Consider the following 22,140-nt stretch of genomic DNA (forward strand, 5'->3'; position numbering starts at 1 on the left):
CTTGTTTCGTTCAGTTACGATCAGAATGATCCAGGTGACCGAGCGAAGGTGAGCCGAGATGATCAACGCGGAGTCGAGCGGCGCCGAACGGTCCGTCGCGGGTCCGTTGCGGGCCACCTGGGGCTCGCGGGCCGAGGCGTCGGCGCTCGCGGACGTGCTGCTGCCGCCGTCGACCGCGCTGCCCCCGTTCGGCGACCCGGACCGGTGGCCGCCGGACGCGGTGAGCCGGCTGGCGTCCGTCCTGGAGCGCGCCCGCGGGGAGTTCGGCACGCCGTGGCCGCAGCCGACCGCGTCCCGGTACGCGCGGTTCTTCCGCGACGGCGACGGCGACCGGATCGCTTACGAGACACCGGTTTTCGACCACGACCACCGCCTCACCCGTGCCGCGCTCGCCGCCCTCGTCACCCCGGACGACGACGACCTGCTGGACGAGGTGGCCGACGGCATCGCGCTGCTGTGCGAGCGCAGCACCTGGTGCTGGCCCGCGCACGAGGAGCACCACCGGGTGCGCGGCGCCGTCGTGCCCGATCCCGACCTCCCGTACCTGGACCTCGGCGCGGGCGTCGTCGCCGCGCAGCTGGCCTGGCTCGACCACGTCCTCGGTGATCGGCTGGACCGCCGGTGGCCCGGCCTGCGCGCCCGCGTGCGCCGGGAGGTCCGGGTCCGCGTGCTCGACCCGTTCACGTCCCGCCACGACTGGCACTGGCTCGGGCTCGACGGCGACGTGCACAACTGGTGCCCGTGGATCTGCGGCAACGTCCTGGTCGCCGCCCTGCGCCTGGTGGACGACCCGGCCGACCGCGCCAGGGTCGTGGCCGACGCCGTGCGCGCGATCGACCGCTACCTGGCCGCCCTCCCGCCGGACGGGTCGGTGGACGAGGGCTTCGAGTACTGGTGGAACGGCGCGTGCCGGGCGTTGGAAGCCCTCGACGTCCTGGAGCACGCCACCGACGGCGGGCTGAGCGCGGCGGATGTGCCGGTGGTGCGCGAGACCGTGCGCTTCCCGCGCCTGATGCACCTCGGCGGACCGTGGTACGTCAACCTCGCGGACGCCCGCGCCCGGCCGGACGGCGGTCAGCCCTGGCACGTGCCGCAGGAGTGGGCCCGCCGCACCGGGGACCGGGACGTCGCCCGCCACGCCGCGGCCCAGCGGTCCACCTCCATCCCGGACACCGCCGAACTCGGGCGCGCGCTGCGCGATCTCGCCACCCCGCTGCCCGACCACCCCGCCGGACCACTGGCCGAGAGCGCCTGGCTGCCCGGCACGCAGGTCGGCCTGGCCCGCTCCACCGCCGGACCGACCCTCGTGGTCAAGGGCGGCCACAACGACGAGCACCACAACCACAACGACGTCGGCAGCGTGATCGTCGCGGTCGACGGGGTGCCGGTGGTGGTCGACGCGGGCCGCCCGACCTACACCAAGCAGACGTTCAGCGCCGACCGCTACGACATCTGGACGATGCAGAGCAGCTGGCACAACGTCCCCGAAGTGCGCGGCACGCCCCAGGGCACCGGACGCGGCCACCACGCCCGCGACGTCACCGCCGAGGACACACCCGACCGGTTCCAGGTCCGGCTGGACCTCGCCCCCGCGTACCCCGTGCCCGCGTTGCGGTCCTGGTGGCGCACCGCGACCCTGCACCGCGACCGCCGCCGGGTGACGATCGAGGACTCCTGGGACTTCGCCGACCACGGCGACTCCCGCTCGACGCTGCACTACCTGCTCGCCGGCGACGTCGTGCGGGACGGACCGGGGCGGCTGGTCGTCCATCCGGTCGACGGGGCGCGCGCTACGCTGGTCGCTTGGGATCCGAGCCTGGCGTCGGCCGCGCTGACCGTGCGCGAACTCGACGACCCGCTGCTCAGGACTGTGTGGGGAGTGAAGCTGACCCGGCTGGAGCTGCGCCTGCCCGAGGCGGCGCGAGGTAGCCTCGTGATCATGGTGGAGGTGTGCGCATGACGACGTCCGAGCCGTCCGCCATGCTGCCCTCGGAACGGCGCGCCAAGGTCGTCGAGCTGCTGCGCCGGCGCGGCACCGTGCGGGTGCACGACCTCGCCGACGAGCTCGAGGTCTCCGCCATCACCGTGCGCCGGGACATCACGCTGCTCGCCGAGCAAGGACTGGTCCGGCGGGTCCGCGGCGGCGCCACCGTCACGGCGACCGCGGCGGACGACGCCCTGGCCTACGCGGTGCCCCACGGGCACGCCGCGGAGTCGAACGGCAGCGCGGCGGCCGTCGCCGAACGCAGGCAGCCCGCCGAGCGCCCGGGTCAGCTGACCGTCGGCATGGTCGTCCCGTCGCTGGACTACTACTGGCCGGACGTGATCAAAGGTGTGCGCGAGGCCGCCGCCGAGGCCGACGTGCGGATCGTGCTGCGCGGCGCGACGTACGAGGCCGCCGACGAACGCCGCCAGCTCACCCGGCTGATCGAGGCCGTCGGCGTCGACGGCCTGCTGGTCGCCCCGACCACCACCGGCGACGAGGGCGAGGCCCTGATGCGGTGGCTGCGATCGGTCGAGGTGCCGGTCGTGCTGATCGAGCGCACGCCGACCGACAGCTACCACGGCGCGGTCGAGTCCGTGGTCAGCGACCACGCCCGCGGCGCCGCGATGGCCGTGCGCCACCTCGCCGAACTCGGCCACCGGCGCGTCGGCCTGAGCACCACGGCCCTGAGCCCGACGTCCCCGCACGTCCGTCGTGGCTGGCGGGAGGCGTGCGAGCAGCTCGGCCTCCCGATCGACGGCACCCCGGACCTGCGCACCGTGAACCGGCCCGACGCGCAGTGGCCCGCCGCCCTCGACGCCCTGCTGGACGCCTGCGTCGACTCCGGCACGACGGCCCTGCTCGTCCACTCGGACCCGGAGGCGATCTCCCTGGTCGAGCGGTGCCAGGAGCGCGGCATCCGGGTGCCGGAGGACCTGGCGCTGGTCACCTACGACGACGAGGTGGCCGAGCTGTCGGACCCGCCGCTGACCGCGATCCGCCCGCCGAAGGCCGCCGTGGGCCGGGCGGCCGTGACCCTGCTGGCCGAGCGGCTGAACGACCCCGACCCCCACCGTCCCGCGCACCGCGTCGTGATCGAACCCCGGCTGATCGTCCGCTCGTCCTCCTGAGAATCGAGTGGTGCCGTGCGCAGTCTCCCGGCCAAGGACCGACCCGGCAGGGACGCGTGGCTCGGGCCGCTCTCCCTGTGCCTGGGGCTGCTCAGCTGGCCGATCCCGGTCGGCGGCGTGGCCCTGGCAGTCGCCGCGGTGGCTTGCGGCGCGCTGTCGATGGGCACCAGGACGGAGTACCGGCTCGACTGGACCGCCGTGACCGGCACGAGTGTCGCGGTGCTCCAACTGCTGCTCTCGCTGATGCTGTTCGCCATGGAAGCCGGCGGTCACTGACCGCCCCCACCGCACGCCGGAGTGCGACTGTCGCTTCTGGACCGGAGATCGGTTAGCGCTAACACCGGTCGGCCGCCGAGCTGCCACGACCACTCCTCGCGCTCCATCGTCGAATGCCGTCGAACGAGACGGAACCCTTGACAGTCGAGTGATCGCCCGATTACGAATGGGTCTTCCGACCGGTGCTCACCGCCTGCCAGACACACTGATGTTAGCGGTAACAACACTGCTTGCCCAGGTCAGGCCGTCAGTCCTCGGTGGACACACAGCCCTTCCTCAACGTGGAGGATCGAATGTCCCGACTTGGCGTGCGCGGACGACCGCGCACCCGGACCAACAGACCCGCCGTGGTGCTCGCGGTGGCGGCCTCGGTGGTGGCCGGCGGCCTCGTCGCCGTCGCCACGCCCGCTTCCGCCGCCACGGTCGACACCAACGCCAGCTACGTGCTGGTCGCCCGGCACAGCGGCAAGGCTCTGGACGTCTACAACCTCTCCACCGCCGACGGCGGCCAGATCGTGCAGTGGCCCCGCAACGACGGCGCGTGGCAGCAGTGGCAGTTCGTGGACTCCGGCAGCGGCTACTACCGGATCAAGTCCCGGCACAGCGGCAAGGTCCTCGACGTCGAAGGGGCCTCCACCGCCAACGGCGCGAACGTCGTGCAGTGGACCGACAAGAACGCGAGCAACCAGCAGTTCCGGCTGGCCGACTCCGCCGACGGGTACGTGCGGCTGATCAACCGCAACAGCGGCAAGGCGCTGGACGTGTGGGAGCGCTCGACCGACGACGGCGCCCGGATCTCCCAGTACGACGACGTCGACGGCGCCAACCAGCAGTGGCAGCTGGTCAAGCTCGGCACCACGCCGCAGCCGACCGGCCGCCAGGTGGAGAACCTGGACCGGGGCGTGGTGAGCGTCCGCTCGGGCACCGGCAACCTGGTGAGCTGGCGCCTGCTCGGCAGCGACCCGGCCGGTGTCGGGTTCAACGTCTACCGGGGCACGACCAAGCTCAACAGCACGCCGATCACCGGTTCCACCAACCACCTCGACGGCGGGGCGGCGGTCGACGCCTCCTACACCGTGCGGGCCGTGGTGGACGGGGTCGAGCAGACGCCTTCACCGCAGTCGCTGCGCTTCGCCAACGGGTACCTCGACGTGCCGCTGCAGATCCCGGCGGGCGGCACGACGCCGAGCGGCGAGAACTACTCGTACTCGGCGAACGACGCGAGCGTGGGCGATCTCGACGGCGACGGCCGGTACGAGATCGTGCTGAAGTGGGATCCGTCCAATGCGAAGGACAACTCGCAGTCGGGTTACACCGGAAACGTCTTCATCGACGCGTACCGGTTGGACGGCACCCGGTTGTGGCGAATCGACCTCGGTCGGAACATCCGGGCGGGTGCGCATTACACGCAGTTCCAGGTGTACGACTACGACGGTGACGGTCGGGCCGAAGTCGCGATGAAGACCGCGGACGGCACGCGTGACGGTCGCGGTGTGGTGATCGGGAGTTCCAGCGCCGATTACCGCAATTCGTCCGGTTACGTCCTGTCCGGTCCGGAGTTCCTGACCATGTTCAACGGTCAGACCGGCGCGGCGATGTCGACCGTGAACTACGACCCGCCGCGCGGGAACGTGTCGTCGTGGGGTGACAACTACGGCAACCGGGTGGACCGCTTCCTGGCGGGCACCGCCTACCTGGACGGCACGCGACCGTCGTTGATCATGGCCCGCGGGTACTACACGCGCGCCGTGGTCGCGGCCTGGGACTTCCGCAACGGCGCGCTGACCAAGCGCTGGACGTTCGACTCCAACGCATCGGGCAACTCCGGGTACGCGGGTCAGGGCAACCACTCGCTGACCGTGGGCGACGTCGACCAGGACGGTCGGGACGAGATCGTCTACGGCGCGGCCACCATCGACGACAACGGCCGCGGCCTCTGGACCACCGGTCTCGGGCACGGCGACGCGGGCCACCTCGGCGACCTGGACCCGTCCCGTCCGGGCCTGGAGTACTACAAGGTCTCCGAGGACTCCTCCAAGCCCGGATCCTGGTTCGCCGATGCCCGCACCGGCCAGCGGCTGTGGACCACCGCCCCCGCCGGTGACAACGGGCGTGGAGTGTCGGCCGACATCTACGCGGGCAGTCCCGGCGCGGAGTCGTGGTCGAGCGCTGACACGCAGCTGCGCAACACGCGGGGCACCGGAATCGGCCGCAAGCCGTCGTCGGCGAACTTCCTGATCTGGTGGGACGGCGACGCGTCGCGCGAGCTGCTCGACGGCACCCGCATCGACAAGTACGGCACCTCCGGCGACACCCGCCTGCTCACCGGCAGCGGCGTGGCCTCGAACAACGGCAGCAAGTCGACGCCGGCGCTGTCCGCCGACCTGGTCGGGGACTGGCGCGAGGAGGTCATCTGGCGCACCGGTGACAACCGGGCGCTGCGCATCTACTCCACCCCGCACCAGACCAACCGCCGGATCACCACGCTGATGCACGACACCATGTACCGCGTCGCCATCGCGTGGCAGAACACCGCCTACAACCAGCCGCCGCACCCGAGCTTCGCGATCGGGTGACCGACCGGAGGTCCGGCTGAACCAGCGGCGGGGGGCGCACCAGCGTCCCCCGCCGTTTCCATCGGCGGCCGATCCACCGCGTGACCGACCCATTACCCGAACGACACATTCTCCACAATGGACCTTGCGGTGTGACGAGGCGGACGCGGAGCGCGACCGGTGTCCGACCCGGCGGGTCGCGGTGGATCGCGACCCGGGGGCTACGGGTTCCCGTAGCGATGACCCGACCCCGCACCAACTTCCGCCATTGCTCCGAATGGGTCTTGAGCCGGGCCGGTTCGTCCGGAATGCGCTCCGCCGACCGGCGCTCGATCCTGGCGTCTAGGATCCAGTTCATCGGCGGCGCGAAGCGGAACTCCAGCCGGCGCCGGACCCCCGTGCCGCTGCCCTCGGGGGTGCGCCGATGAGACCCCGGAAGTTGGCCGTCCGGTTCATCGGATGAAGCGCCTGGAGGATGTCCACGCGCTTCCCGGGCGTCAGCACGACTCGCTGAGTGCTCATCGGCGCCGGCATGCCGAGCGGTTTCCGCCGGAACCGGAACACCGTTTCGTTCTCCGTGCGGCGCAACCCACTTGATCGTCTGCGACCGCGGGTCGACCGCCTGGCACGCCTCGACGTCCACGATGAACGCCAGGACCCCGTCGGCTGGACGCCCGGTCACCGTCGTCGCCTCCCCCACTGCCGCCGCGCCACTCCCCCCTGAGTTTCTCGACCGAACCGGCACCCGCGCCGGCCATACTGGCCCCGGACGAGCGCACCGAGGGGAACAGCCGCCGATGATCGACCTGGTCCTGCCCGGCGCGGTCGCCTGTGCGGAACCGCTCCACGACCCGGAGGGAGCGGCGCTGTTCCCCGAGGAGGAGGCCGTGGTCGCGACCGCGTCGCCCAAGCGACGCAAGGAGTTCGCGTCGGCGCGGTTGTGCGCCCGGCCCGCGGCGGTCGGCCGGTCCGTCGACTGCGTGTCGACTGGCATCGACGCGGCGCCGGCCGGCCCACTGCCGGACGGTGACCTCGACGCGATCGGGATCGCCCGAGGAACGACGGGAACTCGACGCGCCCTCCGCGCGTCTACCCGACGTCGCGTGGGACCGGATCCTCTTCAGCGTTACAGAGTCCGCCTGCACGACGTGGTTCCTGTTGACCAGGAGGTGGTTGGGATTCGACGAGGCGACCGTCCACATGGCACCGGACACCGGCCGGTTCACCGCGTCGCCGCTGGTGGCAGGTCCGCCCGAGCCGGGCCGACCGACCGGCCGCCGGCTCGTCCGGGACGGGTTCGCGGTGCCCGCGGTGACGCGGGCAGACCGTCGGCGAAACGCGGCGTCAACCCCCGGGAAGCCCTTCGTTAACACCCGCCCGGTTGTGCTTGACAGGCGTTAAGTTACGTCGCTAGCTTACCGGGCCAATGTCAAGGAAACCTCTGGACCAGCCCAAACGCCGGCTCTCGTTCAGCGAACGACGGGCCGTCATCCTGGCCGCGGCGAGCGAGGTGCTCGCGGCGAACGGGTACGAGCAGGCGTCGATGCGGGAGATCGCCAAGGCCTCCGAGGTGACCACTCCCGTGCTCTACGACCACTTCCACTCCAAGATCGACCTCTACCTGGCGGTCGTCCGGCACCACGCGGAGAAGCTCGTCGTGAGCTGGTCGGAGCCGCCGTCGATGGCCGGCATCTCCGAGCGCTTCAAGCAGAGCAGCAGGGCGTTCTTCTCGTGGATCCGCCAGAACGAGGACAGCTGGCGAATCCTGTTCATGGACAACCCGCGTGACCCGGCCGCGATCCAAGCGCACCAACAGGTTCGCGGCCTGGCCACCGAAGCGGTGGCGAAGCTCCTCGATACGCTGCCGCCGGTCAGGATTCCCGGTACGTTCAACCTCGCCGACGCCAACCTGGCGATCGCGGCGCAGCTCACCGGTGCGGGCAACGCGCTCGCCACGTGGTGGTGGGACAACCGGGACATCCCGACCGAAACGATCGTCGAACTGAACCACGAGTTGGTCTGGAACGGGTTGAGCTCGTTCATGGGTGAACGCACGGACTGATTTCCGCACCGGGCGGAGACGGTGGGGCCGGAACACGACGGCCCACACCGGGGTTTCACCACGCTTGGGGAGGCGTCGTGAAGGAACACGGACAGGACGAAGAGCGACAACGGCGCGTCGCGATGATTCTTCCCGGGCAAGGCGCCCAACACCCCGGAATGGGTGTCGACCTGTACCGCAAAGATCCATTCTTCACCGCGGCGATGGAGGAGTTCTCCACAGCCGCGGGAAACTTCGGTGATCGGCTGCGGGACGAGTGCTCCTCGAAGCGGGTCCTCGGGGTGGTTGCAGTGCCATGGTGGGTCGACACCCGGCGATCCGGGCCGGCCGCAGTGTGCTGCGGCCGATGATCGCGGCACCGGGTTCGGATATCACCGACGATCTGCGCGTAGTGACAATCGATGCCGCACTCTCGTCACCAGACCCACAGGTGTTCGACTGAGCAGCAGGGACACCCAGGGACTCCATCAACCAACATGCCGTCGACCAGTCTTAGTTGGGGACCGCCGCCAATGTCTACGATAGCCAAGAACCAGTACGAGCAATGGCTCAAGGTCGTGTACGACCGCATAGCGGTGAACTTCAGCCGCGCCGAACCGCGCAGACGGGCGTGGACCTACCTGGCCGATCTACCGCGGGCCCACGCCTCGGGGTTGCGCAACAGGGACGGTCTCGGCAACTACTCCGGTGAACAGCGGGCGGACGGCGTCCAGCGACTGCTGACCAGCGCCCAGTGGAGCGAGACGCAGGTGCGCGACGAGCTGCGCGCCATCGCCGTCCACTACGGCGGGAGCACCGGCGGCATCCTGTACCTGGCGGAGGTCGCGTTCCCCAAGAAGGGCCGCAACGCGGTCGCGGTGGAGCGCCAGTACAACCCCGAGACGATGCGGGCGGAGAAGTGCCAGATCGGCCTGCTGCTGTTCCACGTCACCGCGCAGGGGCGGGCGTTCCTGGTCGACCGGGAGCTGTACGTGCCGAAGAGCTGGGCCGACGACGCGCAGCGGTGCGCGCGGGCGGGCATCCCCGACGACTACCGCTACCGCACCAAGTCCGCCATCGGCGGCATCATGGTCCGCCGGGCGTTCGAGGCGGGTATCCAGCCGGACTTCGTCATCTCGTCGGTCTTCTGCAACGACAAGCTGAAGCTCCAGAAGTGGTTGCGCCACAAGCAGGTCCCGCACATCATCTCGATCACCGCGGGCGAGGTCGGACAGGCGCGGCACTTCGCCGACGACATCGCGTTGCGGCCGGCCGACGTGCAGCGCGCGGCCGACCACCACCGACTCGGCGACTTCGACCGGCGGCACCAGGCGTCGCACCACGACCAGGAGACCTGCGCCTACAAGCGCGGCATCCTGCACAAGGTCAAGCTGGACGGCGACGCGCCCGCCGGCTTCGAGAGCTCCTACCTGATCGCGTCGCCGTCCACCCAGAACGCCGGGCCGCGGTCGTACTTCGCGTGTTACCTGAGGCAGCGGACGCCGTTGCCGGAGATCACCCCCATCGTCTCACTGATGCAGTCCACAGGCGCGTACTGCAAGAGGGCGAAGGAGGAGATCGGCCTTGGCCACTACGAGGTGCGCAGCTGGCGTGGCTGGTACCGCCACATCACCCTCGCCATGGCCGCCCACACCGCGCTGGAACTGGCCCGAGAGCCTAGTTCCGCGCTCCGGATCGCGTGACGTGGCGGGCACGCCGAAGGGCTGGGAGTCCTTCGGCGTGCCCTTGCTCTCCGGCCGGGCACAACGGCCGCCGGCCCGCCGGCCGCACCACGGTGACCGGCCTGCCCGCCCGACCGGCCCGTCGCTGCCAGGCGCCGGTCCAGCCCCGAGGCGCCCTCAGCCAGAGCGGTCTTCATCCGCACAGGGCACGCTCCTGCTCCCGCATCCCGCTGACGCCTTTCACTGCCGCCCGCTTCGCCACCGCCCGCTCCGTCACCGCGTGCTTCCTCACCGCGTGCTTCCTCACCGCGTGCTTCCTCACCGGCCGCCACGCACGAGCCGACCCCGCAGGACCACCGCGATCGGGTGGGAGAGCTGGTGCAGGTCCGTGCGCGGGTCCTCGGCGTAGACGACCGCGTCCGCCGGCGCACCCGGCTCCAGACCGGGCAGCCCGAGGTAGGCGCGGGCGTCCCAGGAGGCGGCGGCCAAGGCGTCGTGCGGTCGCATCCCGGCGGCGGCCAAGGCGCGGACCTCGTCCATGATCCGCCCGTGCGGCAGCGAATCCGTGCCCGCCAGCACCCGGACCCCCGCCTCGGCCGCTTGCGCCACCAGTGACGCGTGCGCCCGCGCGCCCTGGACGAACCACCGCTTACCAGGGCTGTCGTCCCGGAGGAGCACTTCCGGCAGCACGTTCTCCAGCACGGACAACGTCGGCGTCAACGCCGTGCCCTGCTCGGCCATCCGGTTGAGCAGCTCGGGCTCCAAACACATCCCGTGCTCCACCGAGTCGACCCCGGCGGTCACCGCCACCGCGCCGCCGCCGGCCTGCTGCGTGTGCACCGCGACCCGACCACCCACCGCGTGGACGGCGTCCACCACGCCGGTCAGCACGTCGACCGGCACCGGCTCGCCCGCCGAACTCCAGTCCCCGATGATCTTCACCCAGCCGGTGCGGGCGGCCTGGGCGGTGGCGACCGCGGCCATTTCGCCGTGGTCGACGCGGCGGCCCCAGCCGTCGAAGAACTGCCCGTGCTGCGCGAGCCACGGACCGGCGTGCCAGGCCCTCGGCGTCTCGGGATCGGTGCCGAACCAGTCCGGCGGCTCACCGGCCAGGCCAGGTGACCGGATCGCCGTCACCCCCGCGTCGACGTGCTGCCGGAGGTGGTCGCGCAGCATCAGGTCGTCGAGCGGTTCGCCCGCGACCTCGACGCCGGGGTGGGTGTGCGCGTCGACCAGTCCGGGCAGCAACCAGCCCTCGGCGACGACCTCAGCGTTCCGCACCGGGTCCGCGGTCCACCGGTCGCCGTCCGCGTAGAGATCGACGTACTCGCCGTGCGGGAGCGCACGGCCGCGAATCCGAACAACCACCGAACACCTCCGGTCACGGCGGGCCGAGCAGCACGGTCACCGCGTCGCCCTCGTCCGGCTCCTCAGCCTGCCGCACCGAGGCTGTCCACGGTGGCCGATCCGGTGGAGGACCCGCTTCAGTCGGTGATCCGCCGCCGGTAGAGGGCGGTGGCGATGGTGAACGACGCGATCAGCAGACCGACCGACCACGCCGGCGCGATCCAGCCCTTGTCACCGATCGGCGTCCCGGTGAGCAACCCGCGCACGGTCTCGATCACCGGCGTGATCGGCTGGTGCTCGCTGATGCCCTGCAGGAACGACGGCATGGTGTCCGTCGGCACGAACGCGCTGCTCAAGTAGGGCAGGAACAGCATGAAGAAGCTCATCGAACTGGCCGCCTCGACCGACTTCGCCATCGCGCCCAAGCCGGCCGCCAGCCACGACAGCGCCAGCACGTAGAGCAGCAGCAACCCCGCCGCCGCGAGCCACTCCACCAGCGAGGCGGACGGGCGGAAGCCCATGGCGATCGCCGCGCCGACGACGATCGTGGTGGACATGGTGTTGCGGGCGATGCTGGCCGTCACGTGACCGGTCAGCACGGCGAAGCTGCGGATCGGCATGGACCGCAGCCGGTCGATCATCCCGCTGTTCATGTCGTCGGCGACGGCCATCGCGGTGGACGCGGCGCCGTAACCCGTGCACAGCAGGATGATCCCGGGCACCACGTAGTTGATGTACGCGGTGCCGGTGTTGATGGCGCCGCCGAAGACGTAGACGAACAGCGCCATCATCATCAGCGGCAGGACGACGGACATGATCAGCGTCTCGGCGTTGCGCCGGCCGAGCCGGATGCTGCGGCCGATCATCGTCATCGAGTCCGCGATCGCGTAGCTCATGCGGGCACTCCTTCACGGACGGTCAGGGCGAGGAAGACGTCGTCGAGGGTCGGGCGGTGCGAGGAGACCTGGGCGGGGACCACGTTCGCGGCACGCAGGTCGTCCAGCACGGAGTGCAGGTGCGTGGCGGTGCCGTCGGACGGGAGGCTCAGCACCAGCCGTTCCTGGTCGGTGAAGCCGCCGAGCCGGGCGAACGCGGCGGCGAGCGCGGCGGCGGACGTGAAGCGGAGGTCCAGCCGGTCGCCGCCGACCTTGGCCTTGAGGGCGTCCGCGGTGCCGTAGGCGGCGACCTTTCCCCTGTCCAGCACCATGATCCGGTCCGCGAGGCGGTCGGCCTCCTCCAGGTACTGGGTGGTGAGGAAGATCGTGGTGCCGGTCCGGACCAGGTCGCGGATGGCGTCCCACATGGTGTTGCGGCTGGACGGGTCGAGGCCGGTGGTCGGCTCGTCCAGGAAGATCACCCTCGGGGCGGCGACGAGGCTCATCGCCAGGTCGAGCCGCCGCCGCATGCCGCCGGAGTAGGTCTTGACCCGGCGGTCCGCCGCGCCGACCAGGTCGAACCGCTCCAGCAGTTCGCCGGCGCGGGACTTCGCCTTCGATCGGCCGAGGTGCATCAGGCGACCGACCACGACCAGGTTCTCCCGGCCGGTCTGCTCGTCGTCCACGGCGGCGTACTGGCCGGTCAGGCTGATCACGCCGCGCACCTTGGCGGGCTCGCGCACCACGTCGAACCCGGCCACCCGGAGGTCCCCGCCATCCGGCTTGGTCAGCGTGGACAGGATCCGGATGGTCGTGGTCTTGCCGGCGCCGTTGGGACCGAGCAGCGCGAAGACCGAGCCCTCGGCGACCTCCAGGTCTATCCCGTCCAGCACCGCGTTCGACCCGTACGCCTTGCGCAGGTCCCTCGCCTCGACGATCATCGCCGCCCCCTTATGTGTATGCGATACGCTAAAAAGCGTAACTCATACGCAGTTAGTTCCGGAAGCCCTAGACTGACCGCCTGCGGTGACGAGAGGGTGAGGATGACCGAGGAGAACGGCCTGCCGGCGGACGTCGCGCTGCTCTGGGGGCTGCGCGATGCGCCACGGCGTGGCCGCAAACCGGCGCTCTCGGTAACCGACATCACCCGGGCCGCCATCGAGGTCGCCGACACCGAGGGGCTGGGCGCGGTGTCCATGGCCAGGGTGGCGAAGCAGCTGGGCAACTCCACGATGGCGCTGTACCGGTACGTGAAGAGCAAGGACGAACTGCTCAAGCTGATGTCGGACGCGGCGCTGGACGACCCGCCGGAGATGCCCGCGGACATCGACTGGCGCGACGGCCTGGCCCTGTGGGCGACCAGCGTGCTGGCCGCGCTCCGCAAACACCCCTGGTACGCCAGGATTCCGCTGGACGGGCCGCCGCTCGGGCCGCGGAACCTGGCGTGGTTCGACTGCGCGTTGGGCACGCTCGCCGACACCCCGTTGGAGGAGGGGGAGAAGGTGGGCGTGGTGATGGGGCTGCTGACGTTCGTGCACGGTGAGGTGCGGTTGACCGTGGAGCTGGCGGAGAGCTACCGGGACAACCCGGAGGCGTTCGGCCGGGCGTACGCGCGCGCGTTGCGACTGTTGGTGGACCCGCGGAAGATGCCCGCGCTGGGCCGGGTGGTCGACGCCGGCGTGTTCGACTTCGACACGCTCTACGACGAGCGCGAGGTGGAAGCCGACTTCGGGTTCGGCCTGGACCGCTACCTGGACGGCGTGGCGGCCTACCTGGCCCGCCGGGCCTAGTCGCGCTGCTCGACCTGAAAGGTGCTGCGGGGTCGGTCGGGACCCCGCAGCACCGCAGGATCACCGCCGGGCGGAGCCGGCCTGCGACACCCGCTGCCGCACGGGTGCGTCGGCCGACATGATCGCCAGGCCGGCGGTGATCAGGACCAGGTTCTTGACCACGAACTCGCCGGTCATGGTGAGGAGCAGCGGGTTGCCCGTCTGGAACGCGACGGACGGCTGCATGACGAGCGTCAAGAACGTGCCGCACAGGTGGAGCACGACGAGGAGCGCTACCCAGCGCAACCGGCGACCCACCACCAGAGCGACACCCAACACCACTTCCACCACCCCGAGCGCGAGCACGAATGCTCGCGGGTCGAGCCAGGGAACTGTTCGGGCGACCAGGTCGGCGACCGGCGTCGTGCCGGTGATCTTGAGGGCGCCGAACCACACGAAGACCACGCCGAGCGACCCTCGCAGGAGGGGGATGCTCAACGCGCGCAACGCATTCGCACGCGCATCCAGACGGGACGAGAGCTCGATCATCCACATCACTTCCTTCGCGAGCGGGACCACGTCGACCCGCACAGGAGGTCGTCCGCGTTCATGTCCACGCTGACCGGAACCGGACTGGGAGCGCTCCCAGAACTGTAACGGTAAGGAAACACAATGTGAAGACCCGATTCCAGTCGGCCACAACTACCACCTCGCGAGCCGTCCACTCGGGCATCGCGAGTCACGCGGTGGCGCAGCGGGGAGCGGATCGGGGGGTGGCGCAGGCGCGTGGGTGCCCGTCGCGGGTGGGCGGCGGATGCCTGCTCCTCGTGAGGTGGGCGTCGTTGAGTGGCGGCTTCGGGGTGGGGTTGGCGGTGGTGGCCAGCGGTCGCGGTGGGTGTTGGTCGTGGTGGTGGTGTTTCGGGGGTCCGCTTCTCTCAACCGAGGTACGGGAACAGTGTTTCCGGACATTCTCCGACGATGATCACCCGATCGTGTCCGGCAGCCAGGGCGTGAACTCGCCGGCTGGGACCGGAGGACCGAAGAGCCCACCCATACCGGCCACCGCGCCGGCCGCACGCCACCACTCCGCCTGCTCCTCCGTCTCCACCCCGTCCACCAGCACCTGCACGCTCGCCTGCCGCGCCAACCCCATCAACCCGGCCAGGTACTCCGCCTCACCCCGGGCCTGCCTCGCCACCAGCCGCGAAGCCACCCGCACCGACCCGACCGGCAACTCCGAGGCCGCCGCCCAGTCGTCCGGTCCCACCGCGAACTCGTCCAGCGAAGTCCCGACCCCCAACTCGGCCAACACCGTCAGGTTGTCCACGGCATCCGACTCCGCCAACACCTCGACCGGCATCCCGACCACGAGCCGCGACGCCGCGAACCCCGTGTCGTCCAACACCCGCCGCACCCGCCGGACCAGGTCACCGTCGCACGACTGGTGCCGGGTCAACCCCACGTGCAACGGCACCGCCAACCCGGACCCGCCCCACCACCGCACCTGTCCGCAAGCCGTCGCCAACTGCCACTCGCCCAACGGCAGGATCAAGCCGGTCCGCTCCGCCAAACCGACGCAACCCGCGTGGTCCAGCGCCTCGTCACCAGGATCCTCCCCAGCGACGAGACCTCCAGCGACGAGACCCCCAGCGTCGAGACCCCCAGCGTCGAGACCTCCAGGGACGAGTGCCCCGGCACCACGATCGCCGGCACCGAGATCCCAGTGCAGCCGCGCCGCCACACCCGCCAACCCACGCCCGGCCAACCCCACCACCGGTTGGTACCGAACGCCGACCTCCCCCTGCTCCCAAGCCCCCGGCATGGCCACAGCGAGCGCGTCCACCCGACGCTCGTTCGCGTCCTGCGCGTGGTGGAACAACTCCCACTGCCCGCGCCGCCCCAGCTTCGCCCGCCGCAACGCCTGCTCCGCCGCACGCATCACGTTCGCCGGATCCCAGTCCGACGGCGGCCGGCGCACCACACCGACGCTCACCGACACGGCCAACCCGCAGTCGTCGACGTACACCGGTTCCGACAGCTCCCGGTTGATCTCGGCCACGATCGTCCCGACGTCCGGCGTGCCGGCCGCGTTCTCCACCAGGATCCCGAACTCGTCACCCTCGAACCGCGCGATCATGGCCTTCTCCCGCGCCATCACCGCCTTCAACCGCTGCCCCACGTGCACGAGCAGCCGCTCGCCGGTCCGCCACCCGAGGCTGTTGCACACCATCCCGAACGCATCCACGTCGAGGTGGAACAACGTCACCCCGCGCACCGGGTCCGCCCGCCGCAGCGCGCTCTCCAGGTGCGTGCTGAAGTACTGCCGGTTCGGCAACCCGGTCGACACGTCGTGCAGCGCCTGCCGGTTCAGCTCCGACTGCAGCAGCATCAGCTCGGTGCCGTCCTCGACCACGGCCACGAAGTGACCCGGCTGGTCCTCCGCCCCGCGCAGCAACGACACCGTCAACGAGATCCGCGCGACGTCGCCGTCCTTGCGCAGCAACCGCTGCGGCTGCCGGATCCGCTCCTGCCTGCCCTCGACCAGCGCCTGCAGCGCCTCGCCGAGGACCTTCACCGAATCCGGGTGCACGAGGTCCAGCAGCGCGAAGCCCGTCAGCTCCTCGGTCGTGTACCCGAGGATGTCGCCGATCGCCGCGTTCGCCCGCACCAGCCTCCCGGCCAGGTCGATCACCAGGATGCCGCTGGACGAGGAGGTCGCGACCTCCTCGAACCGGGCCTCGCTCTCCCTCAGGTTCCACTGCGCGTCGCGGACCGCCTTCAGCATCGAGAGCTGCATGGACTCCTGGTGCTCGAACACCGCACGCTTGGTCGCGGCCAGGAACCCGCACGACAACGACCCGAGCGCGGACACGATCCGCTGCGCGTAGCGCTCGACGGGCTGGAACTCGGGCAGCGCGAGCAGCCCCTTCCCGAGCACCTCGGCGGTGACGCGCAAGCCGTCCTCACCGATGTAGCCGAGCCCGACCAGCTGTTCCCCGAGCCGCTCGACCACATGATCAGGACCGGACTCGGCGGACGGCTCGGCGTGCAGCACGTCGCACAACTCGTCCAACCGGTCGCTCAATTCGCGGTCGAGTTCGTCCCTCGTCAGCGGAACGACTACGGCGCCGCTGAGCAGGTACGACCACTTCCGCGCAAGGAGTTCCCGACCACGACCGGGTGGTGGCGTGGCCTCTGGTCTTCGACTGGGGTACGGCATTCCCGTTGCCCTGCTCCGATATAGAGGATCCGCGGAAGCTTACCCACCCCCCGCCGGCCAACACTCGACCGGACGTGTGAACCGGCGGTCTGAATCGGAAACAGCACAGGTGACTTTCCGTCATCCATTCAGGACATTCGCCCGACCTTCGCGCAGACCAGCGTGTTCATCCCCGGTTCGGACGCGATCTCGGCAGGTCCGGCGGGGTGCCACTCGTCACAGCGGACCACGCCCGGTTCGGCCGGGTCGGAGCCCTCGAACAACCGCACGACTTCGGCATGGGAACGAGAGTTCACCTGATCGGGGCTTTCGCTCCGCTTGATCACGTCGGTCGCCCCGGTCAGGCTCTCGCCCTGGTGGCCCTGGTGGCCCCGGTGACCTGGGTGATCGCCAGAAACTGCCCGGCGCCGGCGCGGCCCGGTACCGGGCCGCAGTCCCAGCGGGTCGACCTCCTCCGGCACCCAGTGCAGCATGAGCAGCCCGATGGGCTGGTCGAAGTCCAGCAGCCGACGCGCCTCGCTCTGTCCCACACCGTGTACCGGACGACGCGGCCGAGGGACTCGCAGTCGACGCGGGCGGCCTTGCGCCGGCCGGGATGGCGGCCTTGATCTGGCGGCGATCAATAGGTACCGCGATCGCTGAACCATCGGTGTGACACCAACCCACCCGGATGGGCCTGTCTGTGTCGACTGAAAGTAATCACTGCGCAATCACGACGAGGTGGTCCGTGTCGGTCCCGGCCCGGTGGAGGCGTATTTCATGACCAGCCCTCGACTCGCGCACCAAGTGCTGGTCACGGACAGCGCGCTTTTCCGCAAAAGTGCGATGTTCGACAAGTTCCCACGTATCCGGACAACGGTGTGATGCTCTCCAACGGCGCGTTCCACCGCGCGCTGCGCGAGGGTGTCGTGTGAGTCCTGCGTTCGGAACACCCGGGTTCAACGCCTAGTACAAGATCGTCTGTTCTGAGCGTTGAACCCGGAATCCGTGAACGCAGGACTCACGCGGTTTGTGGGCGCTCGGGGGTCAGCCGGCCCGGATGTCGTCGAGGGAGAAGCTCCCGCTCACCACGGGGTTGCCCTCGACCTGGTTGATGAAGATGTTGAACTGGGACAGGTCCTTCAGGTCTTCCGGCGTGATCCGCCGGTGCGCGTTGCCGGTGTCCCAGGGCGCCGGGCGCCAGTCCGCGAACGGGATCGTCACCACGCCGCCGGTCGTCCCGGCCAGCGACGGGTAGGCCTCGTAGGCCACCCCACCGGCGTTGAGCTGCAACACCAGCTTGTGGTTCGACCCGTCACCCTTCAGCCACACCGACAACCCGGTGTACGCCGACCAGTCGCCCTCGATGCGCTTGCCGATCCCGGTGTACGTCTGGAAGCTGAAGTCGTAGTCGAACTTCAGCGCCTTGCCACCGTTCTCCGCCGCCAACGAGATCGTGTTCGTCCCGTACGGGCTGTACTCCGCGGCCAACGCGGTGTCGTCCACGTGGCCCTCGAAGTCGTCCACCACGCCCGGCGCCAACGGCGGTTTCGCGCCCAGGATCACCCGGTTCTCCACCACCAGCGGCTCGCCGGTCGACGCGGTCACCTTGAGCTGCGTGACCTTGTTGGTCAGGTTCTCCGCGCCGATGTCCCACGTGCCGGTGTAGTAGCCGGACTGCCGGTCCAGCTTCAGCCGGTGCCTGGTCGGGTCGTCACCCACGGTGTAGTGGACCGACTTGGCCTTGGCGTCGAGCAGCCGCACGCGGATCGTCGTGGTCGGCGTGACGACGCGTTCGCCGTCCGTCGGCGACACGATGTGCATGAACGGCTCGTGCGCCTCCGCCTTCACCTTGCGCCCGTACACGTTCCCGAGGTCCAAGGCCTGGCTGAACACCGCGAACGGGTCCGCGTGCAGCCGCTTCAGGTCCGGCAGCAGTTCGTGCTCGGGCTCGGTGGCGGTCGCCGGGTACGGCAGGAAGAACTGCTCGGTGCCGAAGTTCACCCACGTCAGCATGAACGCGCTGCGCCTCGCCCACGGGTCAGCCTTGATGGCGTCGAACATCGTGGTGAACCAGCTGAGGTTCCCGTTCTGCCCGTTGGGCTTCAGCGCGCCGGTGATGCCGTACTCGGTGAACGCCGACACCTTCCCCTTCTCCGCCGCGATCCGGGCGATCATGCCGAGGTCGGCGACGATGCCGTCCAGGAACTGCTGCGACCCGTTGCTGCCGTCGTAGGTGTCGATGCCGAGCACGTCGACGTAGTTGTCGCCCGGGTACGTCCGCATGTAGACGTCGTCCACGCCGCCGTAGCCGCCGCCCGGCGAGTACGCGTACAGGAAGTTGTGCACGTCCTTGACGTCGCGCAGGTACTCGACGGTGTACCGGAACAGCTCGACGTACTTCGCCGGCGACGCGTGCGCCGCACCCCACCAGAACCACGAGCCGCTGTTCTCGTGGAACGGCCGGTAGATCATCGGGATCGGGTTGCCGTTCGCGTCGTCGACCTCGTGCGCGAGGCGGGCGACCCGGTCGAGGTAGGCGTTGAACTGCGCGTTGTGGTCGCCGCCGGGCAGGATGCGGGTGACGACGTCGCCGTTGGTGTCGTAGAAGCTGCCGCCGGTGACGAAGTTGTCCATGTGCGACGCGAGCGTGTGCACGCCGCCGATCTCGTTGTGCGCGGTCTCGATCAGCTTGACCGTGGCCTGGAAGTTCTCCTCCGGGGCCGGGTCGCCGGGCGAGGAGCCGTAGCCGAGGTGGCCGGTGTCCCAGCCGAACAGCGCCGGGTGGTCGCCGACGCCCGCCTTGACGTCGGACTTCAGCCCATCGGTCTCGGTGAACTCGTCCCAGGTGACGCCGAACTCGGTCGTCTGCTGGTGGCCGAACAGCACGCCCTTGCCCTGCTGCTCGCGCAGGTAGGAGAACAGGGACCGGGTCTCCGGGGTGGCGTCCGGGTCGGAGATCCGGACCGTCTCCCGCTTCGCCTTGCCGTCCGCGGACCCGGTCCCGGCGGGGGCGGCCGAAGCGCCGACCGCGCCGGCGCCCAGCAGGGCTGCGACCACGACCGCGACGGTCCCGCGTCTTGCTGGTGAACGTTTCCTCATGACTCCCGACCTCTCGGCTCTGAGGGGCACTCGCTGGGAACGCACGATAGCGGCCTAAGTTTGGTAAGTGAAGAAACTTGTCCGATGCCAGTCCACCGACCGTCTCCGGAGAACCGGGATCACGCGTCGCCGAGTGACTCCAGCACCTGCTTCAACGTCTCGGCCAACGCGGTCCGCTCACGCTTCGACAACGCGCTGAGCAGCCGGTTCTCCGTGGCGAGGTGATCAGGCAGGGTCCGGTCGATCAGCTCCCGACCCTCGTCCGTCAAAGCGACGACCACCCCACGCCCGTCGTGCTCGTTCGGCGTCCGGACGACCAGCCCGCGCGCTTCGAGGCGGTCGAGCCGCTGCGTGACCGCTCCTGACGTGACCATCGACGACCGCATCAGCTCGGTCGGGGTCAGCCGGTGCGGCGGCGCGCTGCGGCGCAACGTGGCCAGCACGTCGAACGAGGCGCGGTCCAGCCCGTGCTCGGCGAACGTCTTGTTCAGCTCGCCGTCCACCAGTCGGGCCAGCCGGCTGAGCCTGCCGATCACCGCCATCGGGGAGACGTCGAGGTCAGGGCGCTGCCGGCGCCACTGGCCGAGGACCAGGTCGACGTGGTCTGCCATCGAACTAGCTTAGCGGTGAGGTAAGTCACGGGTGAGGCGGTCTGGCGAGATACCTTAGCGCTGAGCTACTTTGTTTTAGTGCTAAGCAAATGGGTCACCGCGCTCGCCCCCGCCGTGTGGGGCACGACCTACTTCGTCACGACCGAGTACCTGCCGCCGGACCGACCGCTGCTGGCCGGCCTGCTGCGGGCGTTGCCGGCCGGGTTGCTGCTGGTCGCGATCACCCGGCAGCTGCCGCGCGGCGACTGGTGGTGGCGGTCGCTGGTGCTCGGCGCGCTCAACATCGGTGTGTTCCTGCCGCTGCTGTTCCTCGCCGCGTACCGGCTGCCGGGCGGGGTCGCGGCGACGGTCGGCGCGGTGCAGCCGCTGGTGGTGGCCGGGTTGGCGACGGCGTTGCTCGGTCAGCGGATGACGACCCGCACGGCGCTCGCCGCGATCGCGGGCATCGTCGGCGTCGCGCTGCTGGTGCTCCGGGCCGACGCCCGGCTGGACGCGGTCGGTGTCGCGGCGGCGCTCGGGGGCGCGGTGGCGATGGCGACCGGCGTCGTGCTGAGCAAGCGCTGGGCCACACCGGCGCCACTGCTGGCCGTCACCGGGTGGCAGCTCGTGGCGGGCGGCGTGGTGCTGCTGCCGGTGGCGCTGCTGGTCGAAGGCTTGCCGCCGACGCTCACCGCGACGAACCTCGGCGGCTTCGCCTACCTGGGGCTCATCGGCGGCGCGCTCACGTACGCCCTGTGGTTCCGCGGCATCCGGCTCTTGCAGGCCACCCAGGTGACGTTCCTGGGCCTGCTGAGCCCGGTCGTCGCCACGCTCGTCGGCTGGCTGGTCCTCGACCAGGGGCTGACCGCTCCGCAGGTGCTCGGCGCGACGGTCGTGCTCGGCGCGCTCGTCGTCGCCCAACGGAAGACAGTGGAGCAGAAGGGGGAAAGCCATGAAGATCACCGTGTTCGGAGCCTTCGGCGGCGTCGGCCGCCGGGTGGTCGAGGAGGCGCGGCGGCGCGGCCACGACGTCACGCCCGTCAGCCGCCGGCCCGGTCCGGGCAGCGAGGTCGGTGACGCGAGCGTCGTCGCGGACGTCGTGCGGCTCAGCGCGGGCCGGGACGTGGTCATCAGCGCGACGCGCCCGCGAGACGGGAGGGAAGCGGAACTCGTGACGGCCACCGAGGCGTTGCTCGCCGGGGTCGCGGAGACCGGGGTGCGGCTGCTGGTTGTCGGTGGCGCGGCCACGCTCATCACGCCCGAGGGCCACGCGGTCGAGGACGCGCCCGACTTCCCGGCCGAGCTGAAGCGCATCGCGCGAGCGTGCGCCGAGCAGTTGGCGGTGTGCCTGGCCGACGGCGTCGCCGACTGGACGTACTTGAGCCCGCCGGCGCTGCTGGAGCCCGGTGAACGGACCGGGGTGTTCCGGGTCGGCGGCGACGAGCAGGTCGGTTCCACGATCTCGATCGAGGACCTGGCGGTGGCGTTGCTGGACGAGGCGGAAACGCCCGAGCACCAGCGCGAGCGGTTCACGGTCGGGTACTGACGGCGGCACGCGGAAGGGGGCGGGCCTGTGCAGGCCCGCCCCCT

17 protein-coding genes are annotated in these 22,140 nt (G+C 70.4%); 9 read left to right on the forward strand and 8 right to left on the reverse strand.

What is annotated here, in order from left to right:
- Positions 1-58 precede the first annotated feature (58 nt).
- The 6 genes from ACRAKI_RS31350 to ACRAKI_RS31375 all read left to right on the forward strand — a co-directional run bounded on the left by ACRAKI_RS31350 (position 59) and on the right by ACRAKI_RS31375 (position 9,689).
- On the forward strand, positions 59-1,960 hold the full coding sequence (locus tag ACRAKI_RS31350) for a heparinase II/III domain-containing protein (RefSeq protein ID WP_447004095.1): 1,902 nt from the start codon (positions 59-61) through the stop codon (positions 1,958-1,960).
- Positions 1,957-3,114, forward strand: a complete 1,158-nt coding sequence (locus ACRAKI_RS31355; RefSeq protein WP_447004096.1) for a substrate-binding domain-containing protein — start codon at positions 1,957-1,959, stop codon at positions 3,112-3,114. Before ACRAKI_RS31350 ends, ACRAKI_RS31355 begins: the two co-directional genes overlap by 4 nt.
- 15 nt (positions 3,115-3,129) lie before the next feature.
- Positions 3,130-3,390, forward strand: coding sequence for a hypothetical protein (locus ACRAKI_RS31360; protein WP_447004097.1), 261 nt, complete (start codon positions 3,130-3,132; stop codon positions 3,388-3,390).
- Between the two features lie 293 nt (positions 3,391-3,683).
- Positions 3,684-5,966 carry a rhamnogalacturonan lyase family protein gene (locus ACRAKI_RS31365; protein ID WP_447004098.1) on the forward strand — a complete coding sequence of 761 codons (2,283 nt, stop codon included), beginning with the start codon at positions 3,684-3,686 and terminating at the stop codon, positions 5,964-5,966.
- A gap of 1,405 nt (positions 5,967-7,371) precedes the next feature.
- Positions 7,372-8,007 (forward strand): TetR/AcrR family transcriptional regulator, encoded by a 636-nt coding sequence (locus ACRAKI_RS31370; protein ID WP_447004099.1) that lies wholly within the window; start codon positions 7,372-7,374, stop codon positions 8,005-8,007.
- Between the two features lie 512 nt (positions 8,008-8,519).
- On the forward strand, positions 8,520-9,689 hold the full coding sequence (locus tag ACRAKI_RS31375; protein ID WP_447004100.1) for an IS701 family transposase: 1,170 nt from the start codon (positions 8,520-8,522) through the stop codon (positions 9,687-9,689).
- Positions 9,690-9,986: 297 nt separating this feature from the next.
- On the opposite strand, the gene ACRAKI_RS31380 is transcribed toward ACRAKI_RS31375, so the two are convergent.
- The 3 genes from ACRAKI_RS31380 to ACRAKI_RS31390 form a co-directional block, all read right to left on the reverse strand.
- The gene (locus tag ACRAKI_RS31380) at positions 9,987-11,036 is read right to left on the reverse strand and encodes an amidohydrolase family protein (RefSeq protein ID WP_447004101.1); all 1,050 of its coding nucleotides are present in this window, start codon (positions 11,034-11,036) and stop codon (positions 9,987-9,989) included.
- A 116-nt stretch (positions 11,037-11,152) separates the two neighbouring features.
- A complete protein-coding gene (locus tag ACRAKI_RS31385; RefSeq protein WP_447004102.1) occupies positions 11,153-11,911 on the reverse strand; it encodes an ABC transporter permease in 759 nt (252 codons plus the stop codon).
- A complete protein-coding gene (locus tag ACRAKI_RS31390; protein ID WP_447004103.1) occupies positions 11,908-12,831 on the reverse strand; it encodes an ATP-binding cassette domain-containing protein in 924 nt (307 codons plus the stop codon). The genes ACRAKI_RS31385 and ACRAKI_RS31390 overlap by 4 nt, the downstream gene beginning before the upstream one ends.
- A 102-nt stretch (positions 12,832-12,933) precedes the next feature.
- Between ACRAKI_RS31390 and ACRAKI_RS31395 the strand changes: the two genes are divergently transcribed.
- Positions 12,934-13,680 carry a TetR/AcrR family transcriptional regulator gene (locus tag ACRAKI_RS31395; RefSeq protein WP_447004104.1) on the forward strand — a complete coding sequence of 249 codons (747 nt, stop codon included), beginning with the start codon at positions 12,934-12,936 and terminating at the stop codon, positions 13,678-13,680.
- A gap of 60 nt (positions 13,681-13,740) precedes the next feature.
- Here the strand turns inward: ACRAKI_RS31395 and ACRAKI_RS31400 are convergent, their stop codons facing one another.
- From ACRAKI_RS31400 to ACRAKI_RS31420, 5 genes are all read right to left on the reverse strand, one after another.
- Positions 13,741-14,157, reverse strand: a complete 417-nt coding sequence (locus ACRAKI_RS31400) for a DoxX family membrane protein (RefSeq protein ID WP_447004105.1) — start codon at positions 14,155-14,157, stop codon at positions 13,741-13,743.
- A gap of 484 nt (positions 14,158-14,641) precedes the next feature.
- Positions 14,642-16,744, reverse strand: a complete 2,103-nt coding sequence (locus ACRAKI_RS31405) for an EAL domain-containing protein (protein ID WP_447004106.1) — start codon at positions 16,742-16,744, stop codon at positions 14,642-14,644.
- A gap of 263 nt (positions 16,745-17,007) precedes the next feature.
- Positions 17,008-17,409, reverse strand: coding sequence for an SAM-dependent methyltransferase (locus ACRAKI_RS31410; RefSeq protein ID WP_447004107.1), 402 nt, complete (start codon positions 17,407-17,409; stop codon positions 17,008-17,010).
- A 496-nt stretch (positions 17,410-17,905) separates the two neighbouring features.
- A complete protein-coding gene (locus tag ACRAKI_RS31415; RefSeq protein ID WP_447004108.1) occupies positions 17,906-19,918 on the reverse strand; it encodes a glycosyl hydrolase in 2,013 nt (670 codons plus the stop codon).
- A gap of 161 nt (positions 19,919-20,079) precedes the next feature.
- Complete coding sequence (locus ACRAKI_RS31420; protein ID WP_447004109.1) at positions 20,080-20,571, reverse strand: MarR family winged helix-turn-helix transcriptional regulator; 492 nt, start codon at positions 20,569-20,571, stop codon at positions 20,080-20,082.
- Between the two features lie 78 nt (positions 20,572-20,649).
- Between ACRAKI_RS31420 and ACRAKI_RS31425 the strand changes: the two genes are divergently transcribed.
- Positions 20,650-21,627, forward strand: coding sequence for an EamA family transporter (locus tag ACRAKI_RS31425; protein WP_447004110.1), 978 nt, complete (start codon positions 20,650-20,652; stop codon positions 21,625-21,627).
- A complete protein-coding gene (locus ACRAKI_RS31430; RefSeq protein ID WP_447008569.1) occupies positions 21,509-22,096 on the forward strand; it encodes an NAD(P)-dependent oxidoreductase in 588 nt (195 codons plus the stop codon). The genes ACRAKI_RS31425 and ACRAKI_RS31430 overlap by 119 nt, the downstream gene beginning before the upstream one ends.
- The last annotated feature ends 44 nt before the right edge of the window (positions 22,097-22,140 follow it).

It is taken from the genome of Saccharothrix isguenensis (assembly GCF_052936305.1).

Bases quoted from the DNA above. Each gene is read 5' to 3' on its own strand.
- ACRAKI_RS31390 (WP_447004103.1), bottom strand. From the start codon at position 12,831: ATGATCGTCGAGGCGAGGGACCTGCGCAAGGCGTACGGGTCGAACGCG.
- ACRAKI_RS31365 (WP_447004098.1), top strand. From the start codon at position 3,684: ATGTCCCGACTTGGCGTGCGCGGACGACCGCGCACCCGGACCAACAGA.
- ACRAKI_RS31350 (WP_447004095.1), top strand. From the start codon at position 59: ATGATCAACGCGGAGTCGAGCGGCGCCGAACGGTCCGTCGCGGGTCCG.
- ACRAKI_RS31370 (WP_447004099.1), top strand. From the start codon at position 7,372: ATGTCAAGGAAACCTCTGGACCAGCCCAAACGCCGGCTCTCGTTCAGC.
- ACRAKI_RS31395 (WP_447004104.1), top strand. From the start codon at position 12,934: ATGACCGAGGAGAACGGCCTGCCGGCGGACGTCGCGCTGCTCTGGGGG.
- ACRAKI_RS31420 (WP_447004109.1), bottom strand. From the start codon at position 20,571: ATGGCAGACCACGTCGACCTGGTCCTCGGCCAGTGGCGCCGGCAGCGC.
- ACRAKI_RS31385 (WP_447004102.1), bottom strand. From the start codon at position 11,911: ATGAGCTACGCGATCGCGGACTCGATGACGATGATCGGCCGCAGCATC.
- ACRAKI_RS31355 (WP_447004096.1), top strand. From the start codon at position 1,957: ATGACGACGTCCGAGCCGTCCGCCATGCTGCCCTCGGAACGGCGCGCC.
- ACRAKI_RS31375 (WP_447004100.1), top strand. From the start codon at position 8,520: ATGTCTACGATAGCCAAGAACCAGTACGAGCAATGGCTCAAGGTCGTG.